The sequence below is a fragment of the Enterobacter cloacae complex sp. P12RS genome (assembly GCF_014895875.1).
Taxonomy (GTDB): domain Bacteria; phylum Pseudomonadota; class Gammaproteobacteria; order Enterobacterales; family Enterobacteriaceae; genus Enterobacter; species Enterobacter bugandensis.
The window spans coordinates 19,151-43,909 of record NZ_JADBQO010000034.1 but is presented as its reverse complement, the minus strand read 5'-3'; the positions used below and the strand labels follow the sequence as shown (position 1 = coordinate 43,909).

Genomic DNA, 24,759 nt, shown 5'->3' with positions numbered 1-24,759 from the left:
CGTTACTTAATTGCTTGCGTCTTGATTCAGGACACCAGTCCCAGCGCGCGCTTCACCGGGCCAAAGCTGCGCCGATGATGTTCAGTTGCGCCATGTTCAGCCAGCTTTTCCAGATGGAAAGCCGTTGGATATCCCTTATGCTGGGCGAAACCATACGCGGGATAAGTGAGGTCCAGCGCGGCCATTTCGGCGTCGCGCGTCACTTTGGCAATAATAGAAGCTGCACTGATCTCTGCGACGCGGCTGTCGCCTTTAACGACGGCCATCGAAGGCATCGGCAGCGCCGGGCAACGGTTACCGTCGATCAGCACATATTCAGGCACAACCTTCAGGCCAGCAACGGCTCGCTGCATTGCCAGCATCGTGGCATGCAGAATATTCAGATCGTCGATTTCATTCGGCTCTGCGCGCCCTACGCTCCATGCCAGCGCCTTCTCTTTAATTTCATCGAACAGCGCCAGGCGGCGCTTCTCACTGAGTTTTTTTGAGTCGTTCAGACCCATAATCGGGCGCGTTGGATCGAGGATCACCGCCGCGGTCACCACGGCACCGACCAACGGGCCGCGCCCGACTTCATCCACTCCGGCAACAAGGTGCGTGTGGGGATAAGTAAATTCCATCATTTTGATAACTCCAGCACTGCATCAGCCGCCTGCTCATCAGCATTACAGCGGATCTGCTGATGCAGTTCACGGAAAGTATCGTGCATCTGGTGGCTGGTCTTGCCGTTGGCCAGCAGCGGCAGCAGGGCATCCGCAAGCGCCTGCGGCTGGCACTCATCCTGCAACAGCTCTTTCACCAGCTCGCGCCCGGCAAGCAGGTTTGGCAGGGAGACATAATCCGTTTTCACCAGACGTTTTGCCAGCCAGAAGGTAAACGGCTTCATGCGATAACCGACCACCATCGGGCATTTCGCCAGCATACACTCCAGCGCTGCCGTGCCGGAAGCCAGCAGTGCGGCATCGCTTGCATACATGGCTTCCCGCCCTTTCCCGTCGAGAAGACGAACGTGAAGATCCGGGGCAACGTCGGCTTTGATACGCTCGAACTGCTCGCGGCGTTTGGCATTCACCAGCGGCACAACCACTTCAAGATCGGGATAGGTCTGGCGAAGAATCTGCGCGGTCTTCAGGAAATCAGCGCTCAGCATCTCGACCTCTGCGCCACGGCTGCCCGGCAGCAACGCCAGACAGTGCACATCATGCGGGATACCCAGCACGTCTCGCGCCGCGTTTTTATCTGGATCCAGCGGCATCGCATCCGCCATGGTATGACCGATAAAACGGCACGGAACATTAAATCTGTCATAAAACGCTTTTTCGAAAGGCAGGAAAGCCAGCACCAGGTTGGTGGACCGTCCGATTTTGAAAACGCGTTTCTGTCGCCACGCCCAGACGGACGGACTGACATAGTGAATGGTTTTGATGCCCTGCTTTTTCAGATTACCTTCGAGGGTAATGTTGAAATCAGGTGCATCGATACCGACAAACACATCGGGTTTGAGTTCGGTAAAGCGGCGGGTGAGATCGGCACGAATATGCAGCAGGCGTCGCAGGCGCCCCAGCACCTCGACGATGCCCATCACGGCCAGCTCTTCCATTTCATACCAGGCTTCACAGCCTTCGGCCTGCATCAGCGGGCCAGCCACGCCAACAAAGCGAGCATTGGGTACGCGCGCCTTAAGCGCCCGGATGAGACCTGCACCAAGAATATCGCCGGAGGTTTCTCCGGCGACCAGGGCTATCGTAAGCGGACGACTGTCGACCATTAACGAATCAGACCCCTCGTGGAACGGTCAAAGAACTCCATGAACGCGTTCACTTCAGGATGCTTATTCGCCAGCTCGGCAATTTCCGGCTTCGCCTCTTCCAGCGTTTTACCGCTACGGTACAGCAGTTTGTACGCGTTGCGGATAGCAGTAATCGCTTCGCGGCTAAAGCCACGACGCTTGAGGCCTTCGATGTTCACGCCAAACGGCGTGGCATGGTTGCCCTGCGCAATCACATACGGCGGGACGTCCTGCGCCACACCGGAGCATCCGCCGACCATCACGTGTGCACCAATGATGCAGAACTGATGGACTGCGGTCATGCCGCCAATAATTGCGAAGTCATCAACCGATACGTGTCCTGCCAGCGTTGCGTTGTTGGCAAGAATACAGCGATCGCCCACGGCACAGTCGTGCGCAATGTGCGCATTCACCATGAACAGGTTGTCGCTGCCCACCTTCGTCAACCCACCACCCTGCACTGTTCCACGATGAATGGTGACGCTTTCGCGAATACGGTTACGATCGCCAATTTCCAGACGGGTCGACTCACCAGCATATTTCAGATCCTGGTTAACTTCGCCGATGGAAGCGAACTGATAGATCTCGTTATTGCAGCCAATGGTCGTGTGACCATTCACGACAACGTGAGATTTCAGTACTGTACCCTCACCAATTTCGACATGGGGTCCAACAATACAGAACGGGCCAATGTGGACGTTTGCGCCAATAATGGCACCGGTTTCCACAATAGCGGTAGGATGAATAAAGGCGGATTTATCAATCACGTATCAGGACTCCCGGCTACGAGCACACATCATCGTCGCTTCGCAAACAACTTTGCCGTCAACCAGCGCTACGCCTTTGAAGCGAGTCAGGCCACGACGCGTTTTTTCAAAAGTGACTTCCATGATCATCTGATCACCAGGCACGACAGGACGCTTGAAGCGTGCTTCATCAATACCTGCGAAGTAATACAGTTCACCCGGCTCCAGCTTACCGACGCTTTTAAACGCCAGAATACCGGTAGCCTGAGCCATCGCTTCCAGAATCAACACACCCGGGAAGATAGGCTTACCCGGGAAGTGTCCCTGGAAGAACGGCTCGTTCACGGAAACATTTTTCACTGCGCGCAGAAAACGACCTTCTTCAAAATCCAGCACACGGTCTACCAGCAAAAACGGGTAGCGGTGCGGCAGAAGTTCTAAAATCTCTTCAATATGCAGAGTATGAGTGTCAGTAGTCAAAATACTCTTCCTGTCAAAATGTACTGATAACAATAATAACACGGCCTGCCGGTTTATTAGAAAGCCGACAGGCCGGGAAAGATAGCGTTAAACGGGTGACGTTTAGTCTTGTTGATCGATCTTACGCTCAAGAGACTTGAGTCGCTTGCTCATATCATCAATGTTCATCACCAGAGCTGCTGTTTTACGCCATACCTTGTTGGGTTGCAGCGGAATACCGGAGGAATAGACGCCAGGTTCAGTGATAGGACGCATTACCATGCCCATGCCCGTCACCGTCACCTTGTCGCATATTTCCATATGGCCATTAATCACGCTCGCGCCGCCAATCATGCAGTAACGACCAATTTTCAGGCTGCCCGCCATGATGACGCCCCCCGCAACCGCGGTATTGTCGCCAATCACAACGTTATGCGCAATCTGGCACTGGTTATCGATGATAACACCATTGCCAATGATCGTGTCGTCGAGTGCACCACGATCGATCGTGGTACAGGCTCCGATCTCCACGCGATCGCCAATAATAACGCGACCAAGCTGCGGGATCTTTACCCAGTTACCGCGATCGTTCGCGTAACCAAAGCCATCAGAACCAATCACGGTACTGGACTGGACGAGGCAATTTTCGCCGATTTCAACTTCATGATAAACGGACACATTGGCCCATAAACGGGTGCCAGCGCCGATTTTCGTATTTTTCCCAACGAAGCATCCAGGGCCAATGATGACGTTATCGCCCAGCTCAACGCCAGATTCAATAACCGCATTCGCGCCAACGGCCACGTTGTTACCCAGCTTAGCCGTCGGATCAATCGCTGCACTGGCAGCAATGTTCTGCGCCGGCTGCGGCGTGGTATCAAGAATTTGAGCCATGCGAGCATACGTCAGGTAGGGATTTTTCACTACCAGCGCGCTTCCAGTGGCAAAAGGAAGATCGTCCTGCGTCAGAACAACAGCTGACGCCTGGCATTGAGCCAGTTGTTCACGGTACTTAGGGCTTACCATGAAGGTAATCGTGCCAGCTTTAGCAGATTGCATGGACGCAACAGCGGTGATGACGATATCGCCATCACCGTGTAATTCTGCATCCAACTGCTGAGCTAAATCAGCCAGTCGAATTGAAGGCATTACTTATTTAACCTGTTTCAGAACATCAGCGGTGATGTCTTTAACATCGCTGCTGTTGAAAGCAACGGCGTTCGCATCAACAACCAGATCGATGCTCTGATCGGCAGCAACTGCTTTAACAGCAGTCTGAATGCGAGTCACCAGCTTGCCACGCTCTTCGTTAGAACGACGCTGACGATCCTGCTCGAAAGCCTGCGCTTTCTGGGAGAAGGTCTGGCGCTGAGCCATAACGTCTTTTTCCAGTTTGCTGCGATCGCTTGCTTTCATGGTAGAACCATCACGCTGCAGACGCTGCATTTTGGACTGAAGATCGCCTTCCATACGCTGCAGCTCGCTCGCACGGCCTTTGAATTCGTTTTCCAGAGTCGCAGAAACACCTGTTTTCTGAGCGACCTGCTGGAACAAATTACCCATGTTGACGATTGCGATTTTGTCTGCTGCCTGAGCAGAAGTTGCCATCGCTAAACCGAGACCTGCAGCTAATAACCACTTTTTCACAATTAACTCCTTACCATCCCATTGGCACCAGAAGGTACCGTTCTTTGCGTGGCAAGGCGACCGTTTTACCGATCGCCGGTTGTCAGCGCTACACTGCCAACGCATTCCATTGCAGCGGATTATTACCAGGTTTTACCAATGTTAAACTGGAATTGCTCCGCTTTGTCTCCATCGTATTTCTTAAACGGCTGGGCGTAGGAGAAGACCAACGGCCCCAGCGGTGACATCCATTGTAATGCGATACCGGCAGACATGCGAATATTGCCCGGATCGCTATAGTCTGGAACGCCAGCCGCGCGCATCTGGGCAGTATTCTCCCAGTTGGTATCCCACACCGTACCCGCATCCCAGAAGAAGGACGTACGTACGGAGTTCGCGTATTTATCACTGATAAATGGCGTTGGGGTGATGAACTCCAGGCTGGCCACGGCCATGGCGTTACCGCCTACCGCATCATCAGAGCTACATACTTGTTTTGGATCACGGCTTGCGCAGTTATCTTCATCATTACCGCCGTAATAAACCGCTTTCGGACCAATGTTGTTAGACTGGAAGCCACGCACGGTGCTTGAACCACCCGCGTAGAAGTTCTCATAGAACGGCAACTCTTTACTGCCGATACCGTCACCATAGCCCCAACGGGTACGACCCAGCACCACCCACTTGTGATCGTCATCAATCGGGAAGTAGGACGCGGTATCCAGCGTCACCTTGTAGAACTCGTTATCGGAACCAGGAATGGTCACCTTACCGTTCAGGTTAACGCGAGAGCCTTCCGTTGGGAAGAAACCGCGGTCAAGACGGTTGTAGGTCCAGCCATAGTTGAAGGTGAAGTCATCTGCAGCAAAACCGTTGTCATCGCTGGAGGTACTCGCCGACTGGCCGATGGAATCCAGATAACGCCACATCGCCACCTGCGGCTGCATGTTGGACAGGTCGTTATGCACGTAACCTAAGCCCGCTCGCAGGGTGTTGTATTCGTTAACCGGGAAGCCAAGCGTTCCGTCCACACCGTAACTTTTGTTGGTGTAGGAAGACAGATCTGCATCATCCGCTTTAAAGTCGTTATAGAAGATACGACCGCCCAGGCTCACACCGTCAACGGTGAAGTATGGGTTGGTAACGGAGAACTCAGAGTAGGTCTGGTAGTCGTTTTTGGTACCGTTAATACCAACAGAGTAACCCGTACCCAGCCAGTTATCCTGCTGGACGCCTACCTGGAAACTCACGCCGCTTTCCGTGCCGTAGCCCACGCCGAAGTTAAAGCTACCGGTGTTACGCTCTTTCACTTTATAAACGACATCAACCTGATCCGGGCTGCCCGGTACACGCTGAGTTTCAGTATCTACGGTTTCAAAATAGCCCAGACGGTTCAGACGCTCTTTACCCTGGTCGACCAGGTCGCTGCCCAGCCACGCCCCTTCCATCTGACGCATTTCACGACGCAGAACGGAGTCTTTAGAGGTGTCATTACCGACGAAGCGGATCTTACGCACGTAGAAACGGTTACCCGCATCAACGTTAACGTGCAGCTTAACGGTTTTATCCGCATCGTTGATTTCCGGCTGAGTTTGTACGCGCGGATAGGCATAACCATAGCGGCCGAGCAGCTTCTTAATGCTGTCTTCCATTTTGGTGACTTTGGATCCGCTGTACAGATCGCCCGGCTGAATTTTGGTCAGCGATTCGATCTCAGCAGAATGCCCCGCCAGGTTACCACTCACTTCAACACCAGAAAGCTTGTACTGATCGCCTTCAGTAATGTTAACCGTAATGTAGATACCTTTCTTGTCCGGAGTCAGACTGACCTGAGTCGAGTCGATGTTGAAGCGGGCATAACCGCGATCCAGATAGTAGCTGCGCAGGGTTTCAAGGTCGCCCGCCAGCTTCTGTTTCTGGTATTTACGATCGCCAACCACGTTCCACCACGGCACTTCATCGCGCAGCTGGAAGGTCGAGATCAGTTCGTCGGTGCTGAACGCGTGGTTACCCACGATGTTGATCTGCTGGATCTTCGCAGAAACACCTTCCTGGAAGACCAGCTTCAGGTCAACACGGTTACGCGGGAGCGGAGTGACAACCGCTTTCACGCTGGCGCTGTATTTACCGACGCTGTAGTAGAAGTCTTCCAGACCTTTTTCAATGTCTGAAAGGGTTGTGCGGTCCAGAGATTCACCCACACGAACACCCGATGCTTCAAGGTTTTGCTTGAGCATGTCATCTTTCACCGACTTGTTGCCGGAGAAAGTGATACTGGCGATCGTTGGACGTTCTTTTACCTGTACCAGCAGCGTATCACCATCGCGCAGGACGCGGACGTCCTCAAAGTTGCCGGTGGCAAACAGAGCACGGATGGTGTTACTGATATCTTCATCATTAACCGTATCGCCGGGGCGCACAGGCATACTGAGGAGGGCCGCACCAACGGCGACACGCTGAAGGCCTTCGAAATGAATATCTTTCACTACGAACCCGTCAGCACCGTATACGGTGGCGCTGCTAAACAGCAGCGACGCTATGAGCAACTTTTTCATCGCCATCGTTATTATGCGTTCTTCCTAACTAACTCTCTTACAACCGAGAGAAATCATTGAAAAGTGCAAGCCCCATTAACAGCACCAGCAAAATCGAGCCAATGCGATAACTAAAGTCTTGAACTCGCTCGGATACCGGCCCGCCTTTTAGCTTTTCAATCGCTAAAAACAGCAGATGACCCCCGTCTAAAACGGGAAGCGGGAACAGGTTGATAATCCCAAGGTTCACGCTAATAAGCGCGAGGAACATGAGATAGTAAATCACCCCGAACTCCGCTGACATCCCAGCCCCCTGAGCAATCGAGATTGGCCCACTGAGGTTGTTCAGTTTCACATCACCGGTTATCAATTTCCCCAACATGTTGACCGTCAGCTTCATCAGTTGCCATGTTTTATCCGTGGCTTCAAGAATGGCGCTAAACGGCCCATACTGGCGTATTGTCTTGTACTCATCTGGCAGCGGGATCACTTTTGGCACAACGCCTGCAAACCCTTCTGCCTTTTTGCCGACCGACTTCGTATCCGGGATCAGCGTCAGCGAAAGCGGACTGCCTTGCCTTTCAACTTCCAGCGCGAGGGACGTCCCCGGATTATCGCGCACCAGAGTAACAAAGGTCATCCACTCTGTTAATGGTTGACCATCGACTTTAACGATCCTGTCGCCAGCTTGCAAACCCGCTTTGCTCGCCGCCGAATTTGCCTGTACTTCGGCTAATACCGGCTCAATCTGCGCGCCGCGGGGACGAATGCCCAGCGCAGCGACGGGATCCTCTTTGTCTGGCTCGAAACGCCAGTGGCGTAAATCCAGTACTTTGTCCTGACGCGCGTCTGACCCAAACGGCGATACGCTGATAGTTGTCTGCGGATCGCCAATTTTGGCTACCAGCTGCAGTCGCACGGCATCCCAATCAGGGGTTTCGATGCCATCAATCGCTTTAAGTTCCATCCCGGAGGTAATTTGCGCACTCGCCGCGATGGAGTCAGGGGCAATATCCCCCACTACCGGACGCACGCCAGGGACGCCGATGATAAACACCAGCCAGTAAGCGAAAATCGCAAAGATGAAGTTGGCTACCGGTCCGGCAGCGATGATAGCGGCGCGTTGTCCAACGGTTTTGTTGTTAAACGCACTGTGTCGCAGTTCGGGAGCGACAGGCTCAACACGTTCGTCGAGCATTTTGACGTAGCCGCCAAGCGGGATAAGGGCGATGACAAATTCCGTGCCGTGACGATCGGTGCGCGTCCAGAGTGATTTGCCAAAACCAATGGAGAATCGCTCTACCCGCACACCGCAACGGCGAGCAACCCAGAAATGGCCAAATTCATGCACGGTAATCAGTACACCCAGTGCAACAATGAACGCCGCCAGATTCCAGAGAATGCTCAGCATAAAACCTTCCGTTAAATCGTCCCGAATACCAGTAAAAGCAGGCAAGCAAATACTGGAACAGCCGCTGTCAGGCTGTCAATGCGATCCAGTATACCGCCATGCCCTGGAATAAGATGTCCGCTGTCCTTAATCCCTGCTTCACGCTTAAACATACTTTCGGTTAAATCACCGAGCACTGAGGCAAGTGCAGCAAAAATCGAGCACACCAGCAGTATTGATGGTGCCACGGCCAGATCTGCCCAGACGCCATAGCCCCAGGAGATGATCGCTGCCGTAAACAAGCCGCCGATGAAGCCTTGCCAGGTTTTCCCCGGCGAAACTTTTGGTGCCAGCTTATGTTTGCCAAACAGTTTACCAAACATATAGGCCCCGGAGTCAGCCCCCCAGACGAGAATCATCACATAAAGCAGCCAGATCGCACCGCTGTAGTGATTTTCGTCATAGTGCCAGGCGCGCAGCGCGACCATGCCCCAGAAAAACGGAACAATGGTGAGCAAACCAAAAATCAGTCGCAGCACTTTTGAATGACGCCAGATTGCGGCCGAACCTGGATAAAAAAGCACCAGTAACAGCGCAACAACCCACCAGGCCAACGACATCCACAAGGAGCCGGCAACCAGCGGTTGATGAATATCATGGTGATATTCAGGCAACGTAAACAGCATTATGGCCAGGATAAAGCCACAGAGTACCGCAAGCCATACTCGCTGGCTGCGCGAGGTAAAGCCGCTAAACTGTCCCCACTCCCACGCGGCAAGCATGCACACTACCAGCGTGACAATGGCGAATCCCACCGGGGGCAGTAAAAACAGCGCCGCAATGACAATGGGTATTAAAACAAAAGCGGAAATCAGGCGATACTTCAGCAAAAGCTACCCCCATCAGGCTTTGTCGCCACCTGGCTCGGTGCCGCCGAAACGACGCTCTCGATTGGCAAAGGCATGCAGCGCACCTTCAAAGTCTTGTTCATCAAAATCGGGCCAGAGAACATCCGTAAAGTAAAGTTCAGCATAGGCAATTTGCCATATCAGAAAGTTACTTATGCGATGTTCCCCCCCTGTCCTAATTACCAAATCCACAGGTGCCAGTTCATTCATGCAGATTTGCTTGCTCAGCGCCTCTTCATCAATCTGGTCGGGTCTCAACAGCCCTTCCTGAACCTGTTCGGCCAGATGCCGAACGCCCTGGATAATATCCCAGCGTCCACCGTAATTCGCCGCAACGTTGAGCGTCAGACCGGTATTATTTTCCGTCAGCGCTTCTGCTTTACGAATCCGCTCCTGCAAACGTGAGTTAAAACGACTGGTATCGCCAATGATGCGCAGGCGAACGTTGTGGCGGTGCAGGCTTTTTACTTCGCTGTCTAGCGCCCACACGAACAATTCCATCAACGCAGTCACTTCCTGCGGAGGTCGATTCCAGTTTTCACTGCTAAAAGCATAGAGCGTTAACGCATCAATGCCGTTATTGGCGGCAAAAGAGACGGCGCGGCGAACAGATTTCGCTCCCGCTTTATGCCCAAAGGCTCGTATTTTCCCTTGTCTTTTCGCCCAGCGCCCGTTGCCATCCATAATGATTGCTACATGACGGCAGCCATGAGCTGGCAAGTTTTCGCTTATTGGTTGATTCGCAGACAACATAACGCGTTTTTTGTCCCTGAAAGGATTTAACGGTACTCAGGAATACTTAAGCCTGTACATAAAAAAGCCGTGTCAAACCACGGCTTACCTGACCACATAAAGTCAAATTCCTGCGATCAGGTGGCGCAGACTATATCACTGAAGCCCAACGCTAACAAATAGCACGACCACTAGTGCTTGCTTTATCACCAGCTTGCGAGACGTGTCACCTGTTTACGCGCAATATCACGAGCAGCTGTATCCACCGCCAGCACCTCTTCCACGCTTTGTGGCTCGCGCAAATCCATCATTTCCAGTACCGATAAATTTAAGGACGCGATATCGGTAAAACGGATCTGCTGATTCAGAAATGCGTCAACGGTAATTTCATTGGCTGCATTCAGTGCCGTCGTCGCCGCCTGCCCCTGGTCAAAGGCGTTCATTGCAAGCTTCAGACAAGGATAACGATCGTAGTCTGGTTCACTGAACGTCAGAGAACTGAGCTTACAGAAATCAAGCGGCTTCACGCCGGATTTCACCCGGTTCGGCCATGCCATTGAATGAGCAATAGGCGTACGCATATCCGGCTCGCCGAGCTGTGCCAGCACGCTGCCATCCTGATAGCGCACCATCGAGTGAATCACCGACTGCGGGTGGATCAGTACTTCCATCTGTTTCGCCGACGCATTAAACAGCCAGCGCGCTTCAATGTATTCCAGACCTTTGTTCATCATGGTGGCAGAATCCACGGAGATTTTACGCCCCATTGACCAGTTCGGATGACGGCACGCCTGATCCGGCGTCATTGCGCGCAGTTCAGACAGTGGCGTTTCACGGAACGGGCCACCAGACCCGGTAAGCAGAATCGACACAACGCCATTCTGCTCCAGGTCAGCGTACCCCAGGTTCTGTTGAAAAGGTTGCGGTAAACTCTGAAAAATGGCGTTGTGCTCGCTGTCGACCGGTAAAATACGCGCCCCGCGCTGTTTTACCGCGTCCATGAACAGACGTCCGCAGGTCACCAGCGACTCTTTATTGGCGAGCAAAACATCTTTACCGGCATCGATCGCAGCAAGTGTCGGCAGCAGCCCGGCTGCGCCGACAATGGCCGCCATAACCTGGTCAACCTCATCCAGCGCCGCCATCTCGCAGGCCGCCTGCTGGCCACTCAGCACCTCGGTTCGGCTGCCCTTCTCACGCAGTTGGGCTTTTAGCAGGCGCGCGCCCTCTTCGTCATCCATCACCGCATAGCGGGGCATAAACTCCAGGCACTGCTCGACCATACGCTGCACATTCTTACCGGCCACCAGCGCTGTCACGGTGTAAAGTTCAGGATTATGGCGGACGACGTCGAGAGTACTGCAACCAATGGAACCGGTTGAGCCGAGGAGTGTTAAATGCTTCATGAGATGCCCGAAAAAAGTTAGACCAGATAAAAGCAAAACGCCGCCAGCAAGACCCGAAGTCCCTCTGAACGGCGTTTATCAGTGTACGACAGAAATCAGAACTGCATCAGTTCCGCTTCTTTTTCTGCCAGCGCCGCATCAATTTTCTTGATGGCAGCGTCGGTCATTTTCTGAATGTCGTCCTGAGAACGACGATCGTCATCTTCGCTGATCTCTTTTTCTTTCAGCAGTGCTTTCACTTTATCGTTCGCATCGCGACGCACGTTACGCACGGAAACACGACCCTGCTCAGCTTCACCGCGAACCACTTTGATGAGATCTTTACGACGCTCTTCCGTCAGCGGAGGCAGCGGAACGCGGATGTCAGCACCCGCTGAGCTTGGGTTCAGACCCAGGTCAGAAGCCATGATCGCTTTCTCAACGGCCGGGCTCATAGAGCGATCGAAGACGTTGATTTTCAGCGTACGGGTATCTTCAACCGTCACGCTCGCGAGCTGACGCAGAGGGGTTGGCGTACCGTAGTATTCTACGATGATGCCATCCAGCAGGCTTGGGGAAGCACGGCCAGTACGGATTTTGCTGATTTGGTTTTTGAACGCTTCTACGCATTTGTCCATGCGTACTTCAGCATCTTTTCTGATGTCGTTAATCACGTTACGAATCCTTGAAAACTTGTCTCAGGCAGACTATCCGCCAGCACAGCGCTACAGGTGTGCTAAGTATAGTCGCGTTTAATTCATGACAACGCCAAAGGCGCGTCCAGGTAAGATACCACTACAAAGTAAAGCGGAATCTTACCTGTATTTATCGTCGACGGAAATTATTCCGTGATCAAAGTGCCTTCTTTTTCGCCCATGACCACGCGACGCAGTGCGCCAGGCTTGTTCATGTTGAAGACACGGATCGGCAGTTTGTGGTCGCGAGCCAGCGTGAAGGCGGCAAGATCCATCACTTTCAGCTCTTTATCCAGCACTTCGCTGTAGCTCAGCTGATCGTACATGGTCGCAGAAGGATCTTTTGCCGGGTCGGCAGTAAACACGCCGTCTACTTTGGTCGCTTTCAGCACCACGTCGGCTTCAATTTCGATACCGCGCAGGCAGGCAGCGGAATCGGTGGTAAAGAACGGGTTACCCGTACCGGCGGAGAGGATCACCACGCGGTTGTTGCGCAGCAGGCTGATGGCCTCTGCCCAGCTGTAATTATCGCATACGCCATTCAGGGGAATCGCGGACATCAGGCGGGCATTCACGTAGGCGCGATGGAGCGCATCACGCATTGCCAGGCCATTCATCACGGTTGCCAGCATACCCATGTGGTCGCCCACAACGCGGTTCATTCCCGCTTTCGCCAGACCAGCACCACGGAAAAGGTTGCCACCGCCAATGACCACGCCAACCTGGATACCCAGTTCGACCAGTTCTTTGATTTCCTGTGCCATGCGATCAAGGATGCTTGCGTCAATACCGAAGCCTTCCGATCCCTGCAGCGCTTCGCCACTCAGCTTAAGCAGAATGCGTTTGTACACGGGTTTTGCATTGGTAGCCATGTTTCTTTCCTGAGACTGTCAACGATTAAGATGGGAGTTAATTCTGGCGACATAATATGCCGCAAATCAGCACGGCGATACTGGAGCCTGTCTGATTTCCTGTGACGGGTGACAAAAAGAAGCCGCCCTCAGGCGGCTCCTTTTCAATCATTAAGACTGCTTGGACATTGCAGCAACTTCTGCTGCGAAGTCAGTCTCAACTTTCTCGATGCCTTCGCCCACTTCGAAGCGGATGAAGCCAGTTACGTCAGCGTTGTGCTCTTTCAGCAGCTGAGCAACAGACTTGCTTGGATCCATAACGAAAGGCTGGCCAGTCAGAGAAACTTCGCCGGTGAATTTCTTCATGCGGCCTTCAACCATTTTCTCTGCGATTTCTTTTGGCTTACCAGACTGCATCGCGATGTCCAGCTGAACCTGGTACTCTTTTTCTACCACTTCAGCAGACACGTCTTCTGGCTTAACGAATTCTGGTTTGCTTGCAGCGATGTGCATTGCCAGCTGTTTAACCAGCTCTTCGTCAGCGCCTTTAGCCGCAACCAGAACACCGATACGTGCGCCGTGCTGGTAAGAACCCAGTACTTCGCCTTCCAGGGAAGATACGCGACGGATGTTGATGTTCTCACCGATTTTAGCAACCAGCGCAACACGTTCTTCTTCGAACTGTGCTTTCAGAACTTCAACGTCAGTGATTTTGCCAGCAACCGCTGCGTCCAGAACTTTGTTCGCAAATGCCTGGAAACCGCCATCTTTAGCAACGAAGTCAGTCTGGCAGTTAACTTCCAGAATGATGCCGTAGGTGCCGTCGATTTTAGTGATGATCACGCCGTCAGCAGCAACGTTGCCTGCTTTCTTAGCTGCTTTGATCGCACCGGATTTACGCATGTTTTCGATTGCCAGCTCGATGTCGCCGTTCGCTTCAGTCAGCGCTTTTTTGCAATCCATCATGCCTGCGCCAGTACGCTCGCGCAGCTCTTTTACCAGGGATGCGGTAATTTCAGCCATTCTTAAATCCTCGGGAGATGTGAACTGCCCGGCCGGAGGCCAAACAGTGTAAATTGAAGAAAGGGGCCGATAATGGGCCCCTATTCATACACGGTACTAATAAGGGGTAAAACCTTATTATTCAGCTTCTACGAAGCTTTCTTCCGCCTGAGAAGCCAGATCCTGGGAACGGCCTTCACGAACGGTAGCAGCTACAGCGCTCAGGTACAGGCTAACAGCACGGATTGCGTCGTCGTTACCCGGGATAACGAAGTCAACACCGTCCGGATCGGAGTTGGTATCAACGATAGCAAATACCGGGATACCCAGGTTGTTAGCTTCTTTGATAGCGATGTGCTCGTGGTCTGCATCGATTACGAACAGCGCGTCTGGCAGGCCGCCCATATCTTTGATACCGCCCAGGCTGTTTTCCAGCTTGTCCAGTTCACGAGTGCGCATCAGCGCTTCTTTCTTAGTCAGCTTGTCGAAAGTACCGTCCTGAGACTGGGTTTCCAGATCTTTCAGGCGCTTGATGGACTGACGAACAGTTTTCCAGTTGGTCAGCATGCCGCCCAACCAGCGATGGTTCACGAAGAACTGGTCGCAGCTGTTAGCAGCATCTTTCACAGCTTCGCTTGCAGCGCGCTTAGTACCAACGAACAGAATCTTACCTTTACGGGAAGAGATCTTGTTCAGCTCAGCCAGGGCTTCGTTGAACATTGGTACAGTTTTCTCAAGGTTGATGATGTGAACTTTGTTACGCGCGCCGAAGATGAAAGGCTTCATTTTCGGGTTCCAGTAACGGGTCTGGTGACCAAAGTGAACACCAGCCTTGAGCATGTCGCGCATGGAAACAGTTGCCATGTTTTAAAACCTCTATATTGAAAGTTGGGGTTATGCCTCCACGTATCCCATATTACCGACCCCGAAGGGCACCCCGGAATATGTGCCGATACGTGTGTGTTGTTACACAAAGTGAGATTTGTCGCTTCCGTCCAGCCTGTGTATCTGAGATGGATCGGAAGTCCGGCGCGCTTTATACCACAAAACACGACCAGAAACCAACAGTTGTTGGCGGAGTGTGCTGTTAATGATTCTCAATTTGGCACGGGGTGTGCCTGACTGATACCATTGACGACACTTAGACTAGTATTGTCGAAAAAATCGACACCGATGGACAGATTACATGGCTATCTCTATTAAGACACCTGAAGAAATTGAAAAGATGCGCGTCGCCGGTCGTCTGGCCGCGGAAGTGCTGGAAATGATCGAGCCGTTCGTGAAGCCGGGCGTCAGCACCGGCGAACTGGATCGCATCTGTAATGACTATATCGTTAACGAGCAGCACGCGGTTTCCGCCTGTCTCGGCTACCACGGTTTCCCGAAATCCGTCTGCATCTCTATTAATGAAGTGGTTTGCCACGGTATTCCGGACGACGAAAAACTGCTGAAAGATGGCGATATCGTCAACATCGACGTGACCGTCATTAAAGACGAATACCACGGTGACACCTCGAAGATGTTCATCGTTGGCAAACCAACGATTCTGGGCGAGCGTCTGTGCAAAGTGACGCAAGAGAGCCTGTACCTGGCGCTGAAAATGGTTAAGCCGGGCATCCGCCTGCGCACCCTCGGTGCCGCAATTCAGAAATTCGTGGAAGCGGAAGGTTTCTCCGTGGTGCGCGAATACTGCGGTCACGGCATTGGCCGCGTCTTCCATGAAGAGCCGCAGGTTCTGCACTATGATGCTGATGACGGCGGCGTGGTGCTGCAAAAAGGGATGACCTTCACCATCGAACCGATGGTCAACGCCGGTGACTACCGCATCCGCACCATGAAAGACGGCTGGACGGTGAAAACCAAAGACAGAAGCTTGTCTGCCCAGTACGAGCATACTATTGTGGTAACGGACAACGGCTGCGAAATTATGACGTTGCGCAAGGATGACACCATCCCGGCGATACTGACGAACATTGAGTGATAAGAAGCCGGCAAATGCCGGCTTTTTTAATGGCGATAGCTTTTTCTTATGGGTGGCGCACGATGAGTAATCTATTACCCGAACAGTATGCTAACACAGCACTTCCCACCCTCCCCGACCAGCCCGATAACCCGGGCGTCTGGCCGCCGCACGAGCTGACCTGCGCGCACATAAAAGCCCATATGGATGTTTTCCACCGCTGGCTGGGCAGCGCGTTCGACGCGGGCGTCTCTGCCGAGCAGCTCATCGAAGCGCGCACCGAATTTATCGACCAGCTCCTGCAGCGTCTGTGGATCGACTACGGTTTCGGGCAGGTGAGCGACGTCGCGCTGGTTGCCGTCGGGGGCTATGGCCGCGGGGAGCTGCATCCGCTTTCCGATATCGACCTGCTGATCCTGAGCCGCAAAAAGCTGCCGGACGAACAGGCGCAGAAAATAGGCGAGCTGCTGACTCTGCTGTGGGACGTCAAGCTTGAAGTGGGCCACAGCGTGCGCACCCTGGAAGAGTGCCTGCTGGAGGGGCTATCGGACCTGACCGTCGCCACCAACCTGATTGAAATCCGCCTGCTGATTGGCGACGTCGCGCTGTTCCTGGAGCTGCAAAAGCATATTTTCAGCGACGGCTTCTGGCCATCTGAGAAATTCTTCGCCGCCAAGGTCGAGGAGCAAAACCAGCGCCACCAGCGCTACCACGGCACCAGCTATAATCTTGAACCTGATATTAAAAGCAGCCCCGGCGGCCTGCGCGACATCCACACGTTACAGTGGGTCGCCCGTCGCCACTTTGGTGCCACCTCGATGGACGAGATGGTCGGCTTTGGCTTCCTGACCGAGGCCGAGCGTAACGAGCTGAACGAGTGTCTGCACCTGCTGTGGCGCATCCGTTTTGCCCTGCATCTGGAAGTGACCCGCTACGATAACCGCCTGCTGTTTGACCGTCAGCTCAGCGTAGCGCAGCGGCTGAACTATCAGGGCGAAGGCAACGAGCCGGTTGAGCAGATGATGAAGGATTTCTTCCGCGTCACCCGCCGGGTCACCGAGCTGAACCAGATGCTGTTGCAGCTGTTCGACGAGGCCATTCTGGCCCTGACTGCCGACGAAAAGCCGCGCCCGATTGATGACGAATTCCAGCTGCGCGGCACGCTTATCGATCTGCGCGACGAAACGCTGTTTATCCGCGAGCCGGAAGCGATCCTGCGGATGTTCTATACCATGGTGCGCAACAGCACCATCACCGGGATCTACTCCACCACCCTGCGCCATCTGCGCCACGCGCGCCGCCATCTGACGCAGCCTTTGTGTTACATCCCGGAAGCGCGCTCGCTGTTCCTGAGCATGCTCCGCCATCCGGGTGCCGTCAGCCGCGGGCTGCTGCCGATGCACCGCCACAGCGTGCTGTGGGCCTATATGCCGCAGTGGTCGCACATCGTTGGGCAGATGCAGTTCGATCTGTTCCACGCCTACACGGTGGATGAACACACCATCCGCGTGATGCTCAAGCTGGAAAGCTTTGCCAAAGAAGAGACGCGCTCCCGCCACCCGCTGTGCGTGGAGCTGTGGCCGCGCCTGACCCATCCGGAACTGATCCTGATTGCCGCCCTGTTCCACGACATCGCCAAGGGCCGCGGCGGCGATCACTCGGTGCTGGGCGCACAGGACGTGCTGAAATTTGCCGAACTGCACGGTCTCAATTCGCGCGAAACGCAGCTGGTCGCCTGGCTGGTGCGCCATCACCTGCTGATGTCGGTCACCGCCCAGCGTCGCGATATTCAGGACCCTGAGGTAATTAAGCAGTTCGCCGAAGAAGTTCAAACGGAAAACCGTCTGCGCTATCTGGTCTGCCTGACGGTGGCCGATATTTGCGCCACCAACGAGACCCTGTGGAACAGCTGGAAGCAGAGCCTGCTGCGCGAGCTGTACTTCGCCACCGAAAAACAGCTGCGACGCGGGATGCAAAACACCCCGGACATGCGCGAGCGTGTGCGTCATCACCAGCTGCAGGCGCTGGCGCTGCTGCGGATGGATAACATTGATGAAGAAGCGCTGCATCAGATTTGGGCCCGCTGCCGTGCCAACTATTTTGTGCGCCACAGCCCAAACCAGCTTGCCTGGCACGCGCGGCACCTGCTGAAGCACGATCTGTCTCAACCGATGATCCTGCTGAGCCCGCAGGCCACGCGCGGCGGAACGGAGATATTCATCTGGAGCCCGGACCGGCCTTATCTGTTTGCTGCCGTCTGCGCCGAGCTGGACAGGCGTAACCTGAGCGTTCACGACGCGCAGATTTTTACCACCCGCGACGGCATGGCGATGGATACCTTTATTGTGCTGGAGCCGGACGGCAGCCCGCTGTCCTCGGACAGGCATGAAGGGATACGCTTCGGTCTGGAGCAGGCGATCACGCAGCGCAGCTGGCAGCCACCGCAGCCGCGCCGTCAGCCGGCTAAGTTACGCCACTTTACCGTCGATACCGAGGTCAACTTCCTGCCGACCCACACCGACCGTAAATCGTTCCTGGAGCTGATCGCGCTCGACCAGCCAGGGCTGCTTGCCCGCGTCGGCCAGGTTTTTGCCGATCTGGGAATTTCGCTTCATGGGGCCCGAATTACAACCATTGGCGAGCGAGTAGAAGATTTATTTATAATCGCCACCGCCGATCGGCGTGCCCTTAATAATGACCTGCAGCTTGAAGTGCAACAACGGTTGACAGCAGCCCTCAATCCAAACGATAAAGGGTGACGTGTTTTTTAGTAAAATGGAAAGAGTAAACAATGCAGCAGTTACAGAACGTTATTGAGTCCGCTTTTGAGCGTCGCGCCGAGATCACTCCGGCAAATGTGGATACCGTGACCCGTGAAGCGGTAAACCAGGTTATTTCCCTGCTGGATTCCGGCGCCCTGCGCGTGGCAGAAAAAATCGACGGTCAGTGGGTTACTCATCAATGGCTGAAGAAGGCCGTGCTGCTCTCTTTCCGCATCAACGATAACCAGGTTATCGACGGAGCAGAAAGCCGCTACTTCGATAAAGTGCCAATGAAATTCGCGGATTACGACGAAGCGCGTTTCCAGAAAGAAGGCTTCCGCGTAGTCCCACCAGCGGCAGTTCGTCAGGGCGCATTCATCGCACGCAACACCGTGCTGATGCCATCCTATGTGAACATCGGTGCGTACGTTGACGAAGGCACCATGGTCGATACCTGGGCAACCGTCGGTTCCTGCGCGCAGATCGGTAAAAACGTTCACCTGTCCGGCGGCGTCGGCATCGGTGGCGTTCTGGAGCCACTGCAGGCTAACCCGACCATCATCGAAGACAACTGCTTCATCGGCGCGCGTTCAGAAGTGGTTGAAGGCGTGATCGTGGAAGAAGGCTCCGTGATCTCCATGGGCGTTTACATCGGCCAGAGCACCCGCATTTACGATCGCGAAACCGGCGAAGTGCACTACGGTCGCGTTCCGGCGGGCTCAGTGGTCGTTTCCGGTAACCTGCCGTCAAAAGACGGTAAATACAGCCTGTACTGTGCCGTTATCGTGAAGAAAGTGGATGCGAAAACCCGCGGTAAAGTGGGCATCAACGAACTGCTGCGCACCATCGACTAATCCCCGACGCGTTGATAAACCGGGACGCGCCTGTGCGTCCCGGTGTAATCATCAAAAACGTCCGTTTCCGCAGTGGCGATTGCCATTCCCTTTTTTCTCAACCCTGCGATATCCGCCGCCATACGCTGGCTCCCCAGCCAGAAAAGCCCGTCGAGAGCCGTCACGGCCAGACCCGACTCCAGCGCCAGCTTCAGTCGCTCACGCGGCGCTTTTACCTCTTTGGCGATCTGCCGGAAGGGCTCTGCAGTAAGCCCGGTGGGATCGATCCGCCGAATGCGGGTGCTCATGCGGTACTGAAAAGCCTCAGGAATCGCATTGAGATCGGCTTTCAGGCTGTAGACGCAGCCAAAGCGCTTGCCGTTAAAGATGACGTTCTTCTGGCTTAGCTGAAACTCATCGCGCAGCCCGGCGATAAGCTGAGGGGCGCGGGTCAGCACCAGTCGGAACGGCAGTTCGAAGCTGGTGACATAATCCACGTTCAGTAAGGCAATACGTAAACGCTCTTCCGCACCCGCTTTTAGCTGGCGGCACTCTGCGGCAACTTCTGCCCACTGGTGCGTGAGCCTTGGGCTCTCATCTGCGGCGCCAAAGCTGTATTTTTCGATCTGATAATCAATGCGTCCTGACATGTCATTATCCCCGCGGGCTACGCTTTCGTGCGATAACTTTGCCTCATTTCCCCGCTTTTGAATACCCGTCTCGCTCGCCTTTTCTCAGCTGAAGTAACAATGATGAATCTCTTTACAAGCAAGTTCACCTCGTTACTTAATGCAAATTTTTTCTTTTAAAACATAGGTTTGTTGAAAAACAGGATTAACGATATTATTCGTGAACAGCAAATAATAATCTGGCCTTGCGGACAATAAACGGGAATCGTGCAATGAGTCATTACGGCAAAATAATTGGTGCGGGGATCGCAGGTCTGGTCACTCTGGCCGGGACGTATTTATGGGGAAAAAATAACGGCAAAGACGAAGGGATTGCTGAAGGGCAGCAGATCGCAAAAGCTGAATATGCCGAAAAGATCAAAAAACTCCAGACTGAACTGGCGGACAAGATGCGCGATATCAGTAAACGGGATGACTTTATCCTCGCGGCGTATGCGCTGGGGACATGCTGCATCAAGGCTAATGGCAAGACCCCAGCGGAAAATATTGCCCTGCTGGATGATGCAGTGTCTGGTCTTGTTCCGCGGGAAAAGTTACCTCAAGCCGTTCAGCAGAAGATCGTCGAGATGGTCGAAACACCGCCCAATCTGCCAACGGTTTGGTCACTTATAAATGAATATCAGCTTAACGATGCGAAAAGCCTGGAGAGGTTTAGCCTCATTGTTGGCATGATGGCAAGTCAGGATGAGCTAAGAACACAAAGCGAAAGTGATTTTATGGCCTCCTGGAACTTACTGGTTGCGGCCTGAGGACGACGGATGACAAATCTTAATGCACATCTCGCCAGAATGAAAAAGCTGCAACAGGTGCGGAATGCCCCTGCGCTAAAATCCGTGGCGACGGCGTCCGCCATCAAAGCTCATCTGACCGGAGAAGTCGATGCTGCATTTATAAAGGGGTGCGATACCGGCAGCATTTACCGCGAAGCGATCATGGGGGCCAACCTGACGGTCAGCAACGACGACGTTATGGCCCGCCTGAACGTAATCTCAACGGGCAGCGCCATCGACAATATCCTCGAACCCGTGTTTCTCAGCCTGCTCGACGGCACAATGCGCGCCTGCAATATCGGCACCCGACAAGGTGTTACCCCGTCCCGCCTGTACCAGGAGTGCCGGGCGTTCAGTTACGAAGCGCCCGAAAGAAATGCCTTTATGCTGGATAGCTACAGCGAGCACTTGAACGAGCGTCAAAACATTGACCGTTTTTCTGAACAATCGTCGTTTAACGGCGGCGAAATGACGCGCAACAACGACTCTCTGAACATGCGCGATGGTGCAAAAATGAAGGCCCGTAAAGAGAACCATTTCTCCGGTAGTCTGCGCGCTGAGGATGAATATGGTAACGGCACGATCTACCAGTACAAAAAACATGCGAAAAGCGAGGGAGAGCAGAAGCAGGCTGCCGAAGTCGATCATGTCGTCTCGTGCGCCGAAGTATGCAACAACCTCAAAAGCAACAAGGCTCTGAAGCTTGATGACATCAAAAATATTCTCAATATTGACGAAAATTATGCTGTTACCAGCATGCAAAACAACCGTGGCGAGAAAACCGGTAAGTTCGCTAAAACCCGCGAAGAACTCCAGCAGGAGATCGATCAGGGCTTTGTAGTTGTCAAAAAAGGGAAAAAAGATGTCGCGCATCCGCTGACAGAAGAGGAAATCAAAACGCGACAGGTGATGGTCGAGAAAATGGACATCGCGCAGCAAACGATGGATACCAAAACCAATGAAACCGTATTTGATAATATCCGCAAGGATCGCGACGTCCAAAAAGTTCTAGCGAAAGATGCGGCCCAGGCATCAGGTCATCAGTCGCTGGGCGATCTCATTCTCTTCATTATCAAGCCTCTTTACTATGAGCTGCGCAGCTGTTTAACGCACGGTATTGAAGCTGGCGTAGGTGCGAGCGATTTTTCGCAGGCTCTGTCGATTCGTCTTGGTCGCATGAAAGATCACATTCTCAAAAACGCTGTCGTTTTATTAAAAGATGTTGCCGTCGGCTTTATTAAAAATTTCGTGTCGATGCTGCTGGAAGGGATTGTTAACTGCTTCGTTGGCGTGTTCAAAAACATCATGCGGATGGTAAAAGAAGGCTTTAAGGTCCTGATGCAGACGGTACCGATCCTCAGGGATAAACACAGCAGTATGGCCCAAAAAGGCGATGCCATTCTTAAGCTTGTAGCAGGTTCTCTTTCCGTCTTTGCCGCTATTGGCCTTGAGTCATGGCTCAGCGGCCTTGGTCTACCAGGACCGCTCCCCATTTTACTCTCATCGGTCCTGACCGCCGTGATTACGGCGCTGGTGATGTTCCTGCTGGATAAGCTCGATCTGTTCGGCGTCAATCAGGCAATCAAAAAACAGCGGATCGACGAACTGTTGGAACAGGAAATTGCCACCACGGAAAGCGAAATGCTGGCCTCCATCGCCTTACTGCGCTAGCGCTCAGATCGTCAGGTTTTGGTATTAAAATGATTTCCACTTGACGTAGTCGTTAAAAACAACAATAAACGAGTGGGGGCAATGCACCTTCCCTGCCCGGTAATTTCAGTGAAATGTAATCAGGATCGACCCCGCTTTTTTTATATATGAGGGTGGCAAAAAGGAATTTTTTCATTAATTATTCAAAGGTTATGTTGAGATAAGGGTACCGCTATGTACGATAATCTGAAAAGTCTGGGCATTACCAATCCTGATGAAATCGATCGTTACAGCCTTCGCCAGGAAGCCAACAACGACATTTTAAAAATCTATTTTCACAAGGATAAAGGAGAGTTTTTCGCCAAGAGCGTGAAGTTTAAATATCCACGCCAGCGTAAGACCGTCGTCGCTGACGGCGTAGGACAAGGGTACAAAGAGGTGCAGGAAATCAGCCCTAACCTGCGCTATGTGATCGATGAACTCGATCAGATTTGCCAGCGCGATCGCACCGAAGTCGATCTCAAGCGTAAGATCCTCGACGATCTGCGTCACCTTGAAAGCGTTGTCACCAACAAGATCAGCGAGATTGAAGCGGATCTTGAGAAATTAACGCGGAAATAAAAGCAAAACGGCAATCCCTGATTGCCGTTTTTAGTGTTTGCGCCCTCTCCCCGTGGGAGAGGGATGGGGTGAGGGCACCAGACCGCACTCAGTCATCTCTGTTCGTCCAGCTGCAAGGCGACATAGAGCAGCAGCCTGTCGTCAAAGTTCCCCAAATCCAGCCCCGTCAGCTCCGAGATCCGGTTTAGCCGGTACTCAAGCGTATTGCGGTGAATAAACAGCGCTTTTGAGGTCGCCAGCGGTTGCACGTTATGGCGAAACCACGCCTGCAGCGTCCGGCGCAGCAACCCATTGTTGTCCATCGCCTTCAGGCGCGCTAATGGCCGCGCCAGCTCATTGGCCTGCCAGCCGCCGCGCAGGCTGTCGAGCAGCACCGGCAGCATCAGATCCTGATAGAAATAACTGCGGCTCTCCGGCATCCGCTGCTTGCCCACCATCATGGTGGTGCGCGCGGTACGCCAGGACCGGGCGATGCTGCCCGGCCCGGTAAAGTAATTGCCCAGGGCAACGCGAAAACGCAACTGGCCGTTCTCCTGCATACGTGAAATCAGCAGTTCCACGCGACGACGATGATCTTCCGCATCCCAGCGGCCGAACGCATTGAGCGCGGGTTTGAGTACCACCATTTCCGTCAGCGAGACGATCGCCACCAGGTTGTCGCGCTCAGGCGTCGCTAGCGCATTTTGCAGCTGCTGCAGCTCGGCCATCGCGCTGTCTACGCCAAGCTGTCCGCTATCGACCTCAATCACCGCCACCACGCGCGGCTGGTTCAGATCGATCCCCAGACGCTGCGCCCATTCGCTGAGTGCAGGCGTATGTTCTTCCGCCTGAATCAGGTTCATTACCAGCTCCTCGCGTAAACGGCTGTCCTGGGCAAGCAGATGCATCAGACGCGACTGCTCCAGCATCATTTCCGCCGTCATACAGACCAGCTCGCCGTATTTACGCAGGGATTCCGGTTCGCCCGTCAGGCCGATGACGCCAACAATTTCCCCTTCCAGACGCAGCGGCAGGTTGATCCCCTGACGCACGCCGTGCAGGTGTTTCGCTACCGCATCATCGATATCAACCACGCGGCCCTGAGAGAGCACCAGCAGGGCTCCTTCGTGCAATTCCCCAATACGCTCGCGATCGCCGCTGCCAATAATGCGCCCGCGGGCATCCATTACGTTGATATTGGTATCAATGATGCGCATGGTGCGCGCCACAATATCCTGCGCCATTTTGGTATCAAGATGCCAGCCAGCCATGTAACCCTCCTGTGAGCAGAGCTCAAGCATAGGGAAGTTCAACAGCGACTGCATTGTGCGAATGCACAAAGTGAGAGGGGGAAGTATGGAGTTGCGGTAGGCGTCAC

23 protein-coding genes are annotated in these 24,759 nt (G+C 53.6%); 6 read left to right on the top strand and 17 right to left on the bottom strand.

Going from position 1 to position 24,759, the window contains the following annotated elements; translation table 11 throughout:
- Window positions 1-26: 26 nt before the first annotated feature.
- The 15 genes from rnhB to rpsB form a co-directional block, all read right to left on the bottom strand.
- Window positions 27-623 carry a ribonuclease HII gene (rnhB, locus tag IM284_RS18260; protein ID WP_028015588.1) on the bottom strand — a complete coding sequence of 199 codons (597 nt, stop codon included), beginning with the start codon at window positions 621-623 and terminating at the stop codon, window positions 27-29.
- Window positions 620-1,768, bottom strand: coding sequence for a lipid-A-disaccharide synthase (gene lpxB / locus IM284_RS18255; protein ID WP_047367360.1), 1,149 nt, complete (start codon window positions 1,766-1,768; stop codon window positions 620-622). Before lpxB ends, rnhB begins: the two co-directional genes overlap by 4 nt.
- Window positions 1,768-2,556 (bottom strand): acyl-ACP--UDP-N-acetylglucosamine O-acyltransferase, encoded by a 789-nt coding sequence (gene lpxA / locus IM284_RS18250; RefSeq protein WP_041911189.1) that lies wholly within the window; start codon window positions 2,554-2,556, stop codon window positions 1,768-1,770. The genes lpxB and lpxA overlap by 1 nt, the downstream gene beginning before the upstream one ends.
- 3 nt (window positions 2,557-2,559) lie before the next feature.
- The gene (fabZ, locus tag IM284_RS18245; RefSeq protein ID WP_010426706.1) at window positions 2,560-3,015 is read right to left on the bottom strand and encodes a 3-hydroxyacyl-ACP dehydratase FabZ; all 456 of its coding nucleotides are present in this window, start codon (window positions 3,013-3,015) and stop codon (window positions 2,560-2,562) included.
- 102 nt (window positions 3,016-3,117) lie between these two features.
- A complete protein-coding gene (lpxD, locus tag IM284_RS18240; protein ID WP_028015585.1) occupies window positions 3,118-4,143 on the bottom strand; it encodes a UDP-3-O-(3-hydroxymyristoyl)glucosamine N-acyltransferase in 1,026 nt (341 codons plus the stop codon).
- 3 nt (window positions 4,144-4,146) lie between these two features.
- Window positions 4,147-4,641, bottom strand: coding sequence for a molecular chaperone Skp (gene skp, locus IM284_RS18235; protein WP_014882635.1), 495 nt, complete (start codon window positions 4,639-4,641; stop codon window positions 4,147-4,149).
- A 122-nt stretch (window positions 4,642-4,763) separates the two neighbouring features.
- On the bottom strand, window positions 4,764-7,181 hold the full coding sequence (gene bamA, locus IM284_RS18230) for an outer membrane protein assembly factor BamA (RefSeq protein ID WP_028015584.1): 2,418 nt from the start codon (window positions 7,179-7,181) through the stop codon (window positions 4,764-4,766).
- Between the two features lie 31 nt (window positions 7,182-7,212).
- On the bottom strand, window positions 7,213-8,565 hold the full coding sequence (gene rseP / locus IM284_RS18225; protein WP_041911192.1) for a sigma E protease regulator RseP: 1,353 nt from the start codon (window positions 8,563-8,565) through the stop codon (window positions 7,213-7,215).
- An 11-nt stretch (window positions 8,566-8,576) separates the two neighbouring features.
- A complete protein-coding gene (cdsA, locus tag IM284_RS18220) occupies window positions 8,577-9,434 on the bottom strand; it encodes a phosphatidate cytidylyltransferase (RefSeq protein ID WP_041911193.1) in 858 nt (285 codons plus the stop codon).
- A gap of 12 nt (window positions 9,435-9,446) precedes the next feature.
- Entirely contained in the window at window positions 9,447-10,205 is a 759-nt protein-coding gene (gene ispU, locus IM284_RS18215; protein ID WP_028015581.1) for a (2E,6E)-farnesyl-diphosphate-specific ditrans,polycis-undecaprenyl-diphosphate synthase, read from the bottom strand.
- A gap of 185 nt (window positions 10,206-10,390) precedes the next feature.
- Complete coding sequence (ispC, locus tag IM284_RS18210; protein WP_193055858.1) at window positions 10,391-11,590, bottom strand: 1-deoxy-D-xylulose-5-phosphate reductoisomerase; 1,200 nt, start codon at window positions 11,588-11,590, stop codon at window positions 10,391-10,393.
- 95 nt (window positions 11,591-11,685) lie between these two features.
- Window positions 11,686-12,243 carry a ribosome recycling factor gene (gene frr / locus IM284_RS18205; RefSeq protein WP_003856180.1) on the bottom strand — a complete coding sequence of 186 codons (558 nt, stop codon included), beginning with the start codon at window positions 12,241-12,243 and terminating at the stop codon, window positions 11,686-11,688.
- A gap of 167 nt (window positions 12,244-12,410) precedes the next feature.
- Window positions 12,411-13,136 (bottom strand): UMP kinase, encoded by a 726-nt coding sequence (gene pyrH, locus IM284_RS18200; protein WP_008501910.1) that lies wholly within the window; start codon window positions 13,134-13,136, stop codon window positions 12,411-12,413.
- Between the two features lie 150 nt (window positions 13,137-13,286).
- On the bottom strand, window positions 13,287-14,138 hold the full coding sequence (tsf, locus tag IM284_RS18195; RefSeq protein WP_028015579.1) for a translation elongation factor Ts: 852 nt from the start codon (window positions 14,136-14,138) through the stop codon (window positions 13,287-13,289).
- Between the two features lie 117 nt (window positions 14,139-14,255).
- Window positions 14,256-14,981 carry a 30S ribosomal protein S2 gene (gene rpsB / locus IM284_RS18190; protein ID WP_003856207.1) on the bottom strand — a complete coding sequence of 242 codons (726 nt, stop codon included), beginning with the start codon at window positions 14,979-14,981 and terminating at the stop codon, window positions 14,256-14,258.
- 322 nt (window positions 14,982-15,303) lie between these two features.
- Between rpsB and map the strand changes: the two genes are divergently transcribed.
- The 3 genes from map (at window position 15,304) to dapD (ending at window position 19,693) form a co-directional block, all read left to right on the top strand.
- On the top strand, window positions 15,304-16,098 hold the full coding sequence (gene map / locus IM284_RS18185) for a type I methionyl aminopeptidase (protein ID WP_028015578.1): 795 nt from the start codon (window positions 15,304-15,306) through the stop codon (window positions 16,096-16,098).
- A gap of 62 nt (window positions 16,099-16,160) precedes the next feature.
- Complete coding sequence (gene glnD / locus IM284_RS18180; RefSeq protein ID WP_193055857.1) at window positions 16,161-18,836, top strand: bifunctional uridylyltransferase/uridylyl-removing protein GlnD; 2,676 nt, start codon at window positions 16,161-16,163, stop codon at window positions 18,834-18,836.
- A 32-nt stretch (window positions 18,837-18,868) separates the two neighbouring features.
- Window positions 18,869-19,693, top strand: a complete 825-nt coding sequence (gene dapD, locus IM284_RS18175) for a 2,3,4,5-tetrahydropyridine-2,6-dicarboxylate N-succinyltransferase (protein ID WP_008501915.1) — start codon at window positions 18,869-18,871, stop codon at window positions 19,691-19,693.
- On the opposite strand, the gene IM284_RS18170 is transcribed toward dapD, so the two are convergent.
- Window positions 19,690-20,322 (bottom strand): DNA-binding protein, encoded by a 633-nt coding sequence (locus IM284_RS18170; RefSeq protein WP_041911197.1) that lies wholly within the window; start codon window positions 20,320-20,322, stop codon window positions 19,690-19,692. The two genes, dapD and IM284_RS18170, sit on opposite strands and share 4 nt — an antisense overlap.
- Window positions 20,323-20,573: 251 nt before the next feature.
- On the opposite strand from IM284_RS18170, the gene IM284_RS18165 reads away from it, so the two are divergent.
- From IM284_RS18165 to IM284_RS18155, 3 genes are all read left to right on the top strand, one after another.
- Window positions 20,574-21,110: a hypothetical protein gene (locus IM284_RS18165; protein ID WP_047363662.1), complete on the top strand. Its 537-nt coding sequence runs from the start codon at window positions 20,574-20,576 to the stop codon at window positions 21,108-21,110.
- A 9-nt stretch (window positions 21,111-21,119) separates the two neighbouring features.
- Complete coding sequence (locus IM284_RS18160; protein ID WP_131701650.1) at window positions 21,120-22,802, top strand: hypothetical protein; 1,683 nt, start codon at window positions 21,120-21,122, stop codon at window positions 22,800-22,802.
- Between the two features lie 213 nt (window positions 22,803-23,015).
- Complete coding sequence (locus IM284_RS18155) at window positions 23,016-23,402, top strand: DUF3461 family protein (protein ID WP_014168696.1); 387 nt, start codon at window positions 23,016-23,018, stop codon at window positions 23,400-23,402.
- A gap of 92 nt (window positions 23,403-23,494) precedes the next feature.
- On the opposite strand, the gene cdaR is transcribed toward IM284_RS18155, so the two are convergent.
- Window positions 23,495-24,652 carry a DNA-binding transcriptional regulator CdaR gene (gene cdaR, locus IM284_RS18150; RefSeq protein WP_032644978.1) on the bottom strand — a complete coding sequence of 386 codons (1,158 nt, stop codon included), beginning with the start codon at window positions 24,650-24,652 and terminating at the stop codon, window positions 23,495-23,497.
- Between the last annotated feature and the right edge of the window lie 107 nt (window positions 24,653-24,759).

What these genes read in the sequence shown, in the direction of transcription:
- lpxB (WP_047367360.1), bottom strand. Translation starts at nt 1,768, where the DNA reads ATGGTCGACAGTCGTCCGCTTACGATAGCCCTGGTCGCCGGAGAAACC.
- glnD (WP_193055857.1), top strand. Translation starts at nt 16,161, where the DNA reads ATGAGTAATCTATTACCCGAACAGTATGCTAACACAGCACTTCCCACC.
- rseP (WP_041911192.1), bottom strand. Translation starts at nt 8,565, where the DNA reads ATGCTGAGCATTCTCTGGAATCTGGCGGCGTTCATTGTTGCACTGGGT.
- pyrH (WP_008501910.1), bottom strand. Translation starts at nt 13,136, where the DNA reads ATGGCTACCAATGCAAAACCCGTGTACAAACGCATTCTGCTTAAGCTG.
- tsf (WP_028015579.1), bottom strand. Translation starts at nt 14,138, where the DNA reads ATGGCTGAAATTACCGCATCCCTGGTAAAAGAGCTGCGCGAGCGTACT.
- lpxD (WP_028015585.1), bottom strand. Translation starts at nt 4,143, where the DNA reads ATGCCTTCAATTCGACTGGCTGATTTAGCTCAGCAGTTGGATGCAGAA.
- cdaR (WP_032644978.1), bottom strand. Translation starts at nt 24,652, where the DNA reads ATGGCTGGCTGGCATCTTGATACCAAAATGGCGCAGGATATTGTGGCG.
- rpsB (WP_003856207.1), bottom strand. Translation starts at nt 14,981, where the DNA reads ATGGCAACTGTTTCCATGCGCGACATGCTCAAGGCTGGTGTTCACTTT.
- IM284_RS18155 (WP_014168696.1), top strand. Translation starts at nt 23,016, where the DNA reads ATGTACGATAATCTGAAAAGTCTGGGCATTACCAATCCTGATGAAATC.
- ispU (WP_028015581.1), bottom strand. Translation starts at nt 10,205, where the DNA reads ATGTTGTCTGCGAATCAACCAATAAGCGAAAACTTGCCAGCTCATGGC.
- map (WP_028015578.1), top strand. Translation starts at nt 15,304, where the DNA reads ATGGCTATCTCTATTAAGACACCTGAAGAAATTGAAAAGATGCGCGTC.
- ispC (WP_193055858.1), bottom strand. Translation starts at nt 11,590, where the DNA reads ATGAAGCATTTAACACTCCTCGGCTCAACCGGTTCCATTGGTTGCAGT.
- rnhB (WP_028015588.1), bottom strand. Translation starts at nt 623, where the DNA reads ATGATGGAATTTACTTATCCCCACACGCACCTTGTTGCCGGAGTGGAT.
- IM284_RS18165 (WP_047363662.1), top strand. Translation starts at nt 20,574, where the DNA reads ATGAGTCATTACGGCAAAATAATTGGTGCGGGGATCGCAGGTCTGGTC.
- bamA (WP_028015584.1), bottom strand. Translation starts at nt 7,181, where the DNA reads ATGGCGATGAAAAAGTTGCTCATAGCGTCGCTGCTGTTTAGCAGCGCC.
- IM284_RS18170 (WP_041911197.1), bottom strand. Translation starts at nt 20,322, where the DNA reads ATGTCAGGACGCATTGATTATCAGATCGAAAAATACAGCTTTGGCGCC.
- dapD (WP_008501915.1), top strand. Translation starts at nt 18,869, where the DNA reads ATGCAGCAGTTACAGAACGTTATTGAGTCCGCTTTTGAGCGTCGCGCC.
- IM284_RS18160 (WP_131701650.1), top strand. Translation starts at nt 21,120, where the DNA reads ATGACAAATCTTAATGCACATCTCGCCAGAATGAAAAAGCTGCAACAG.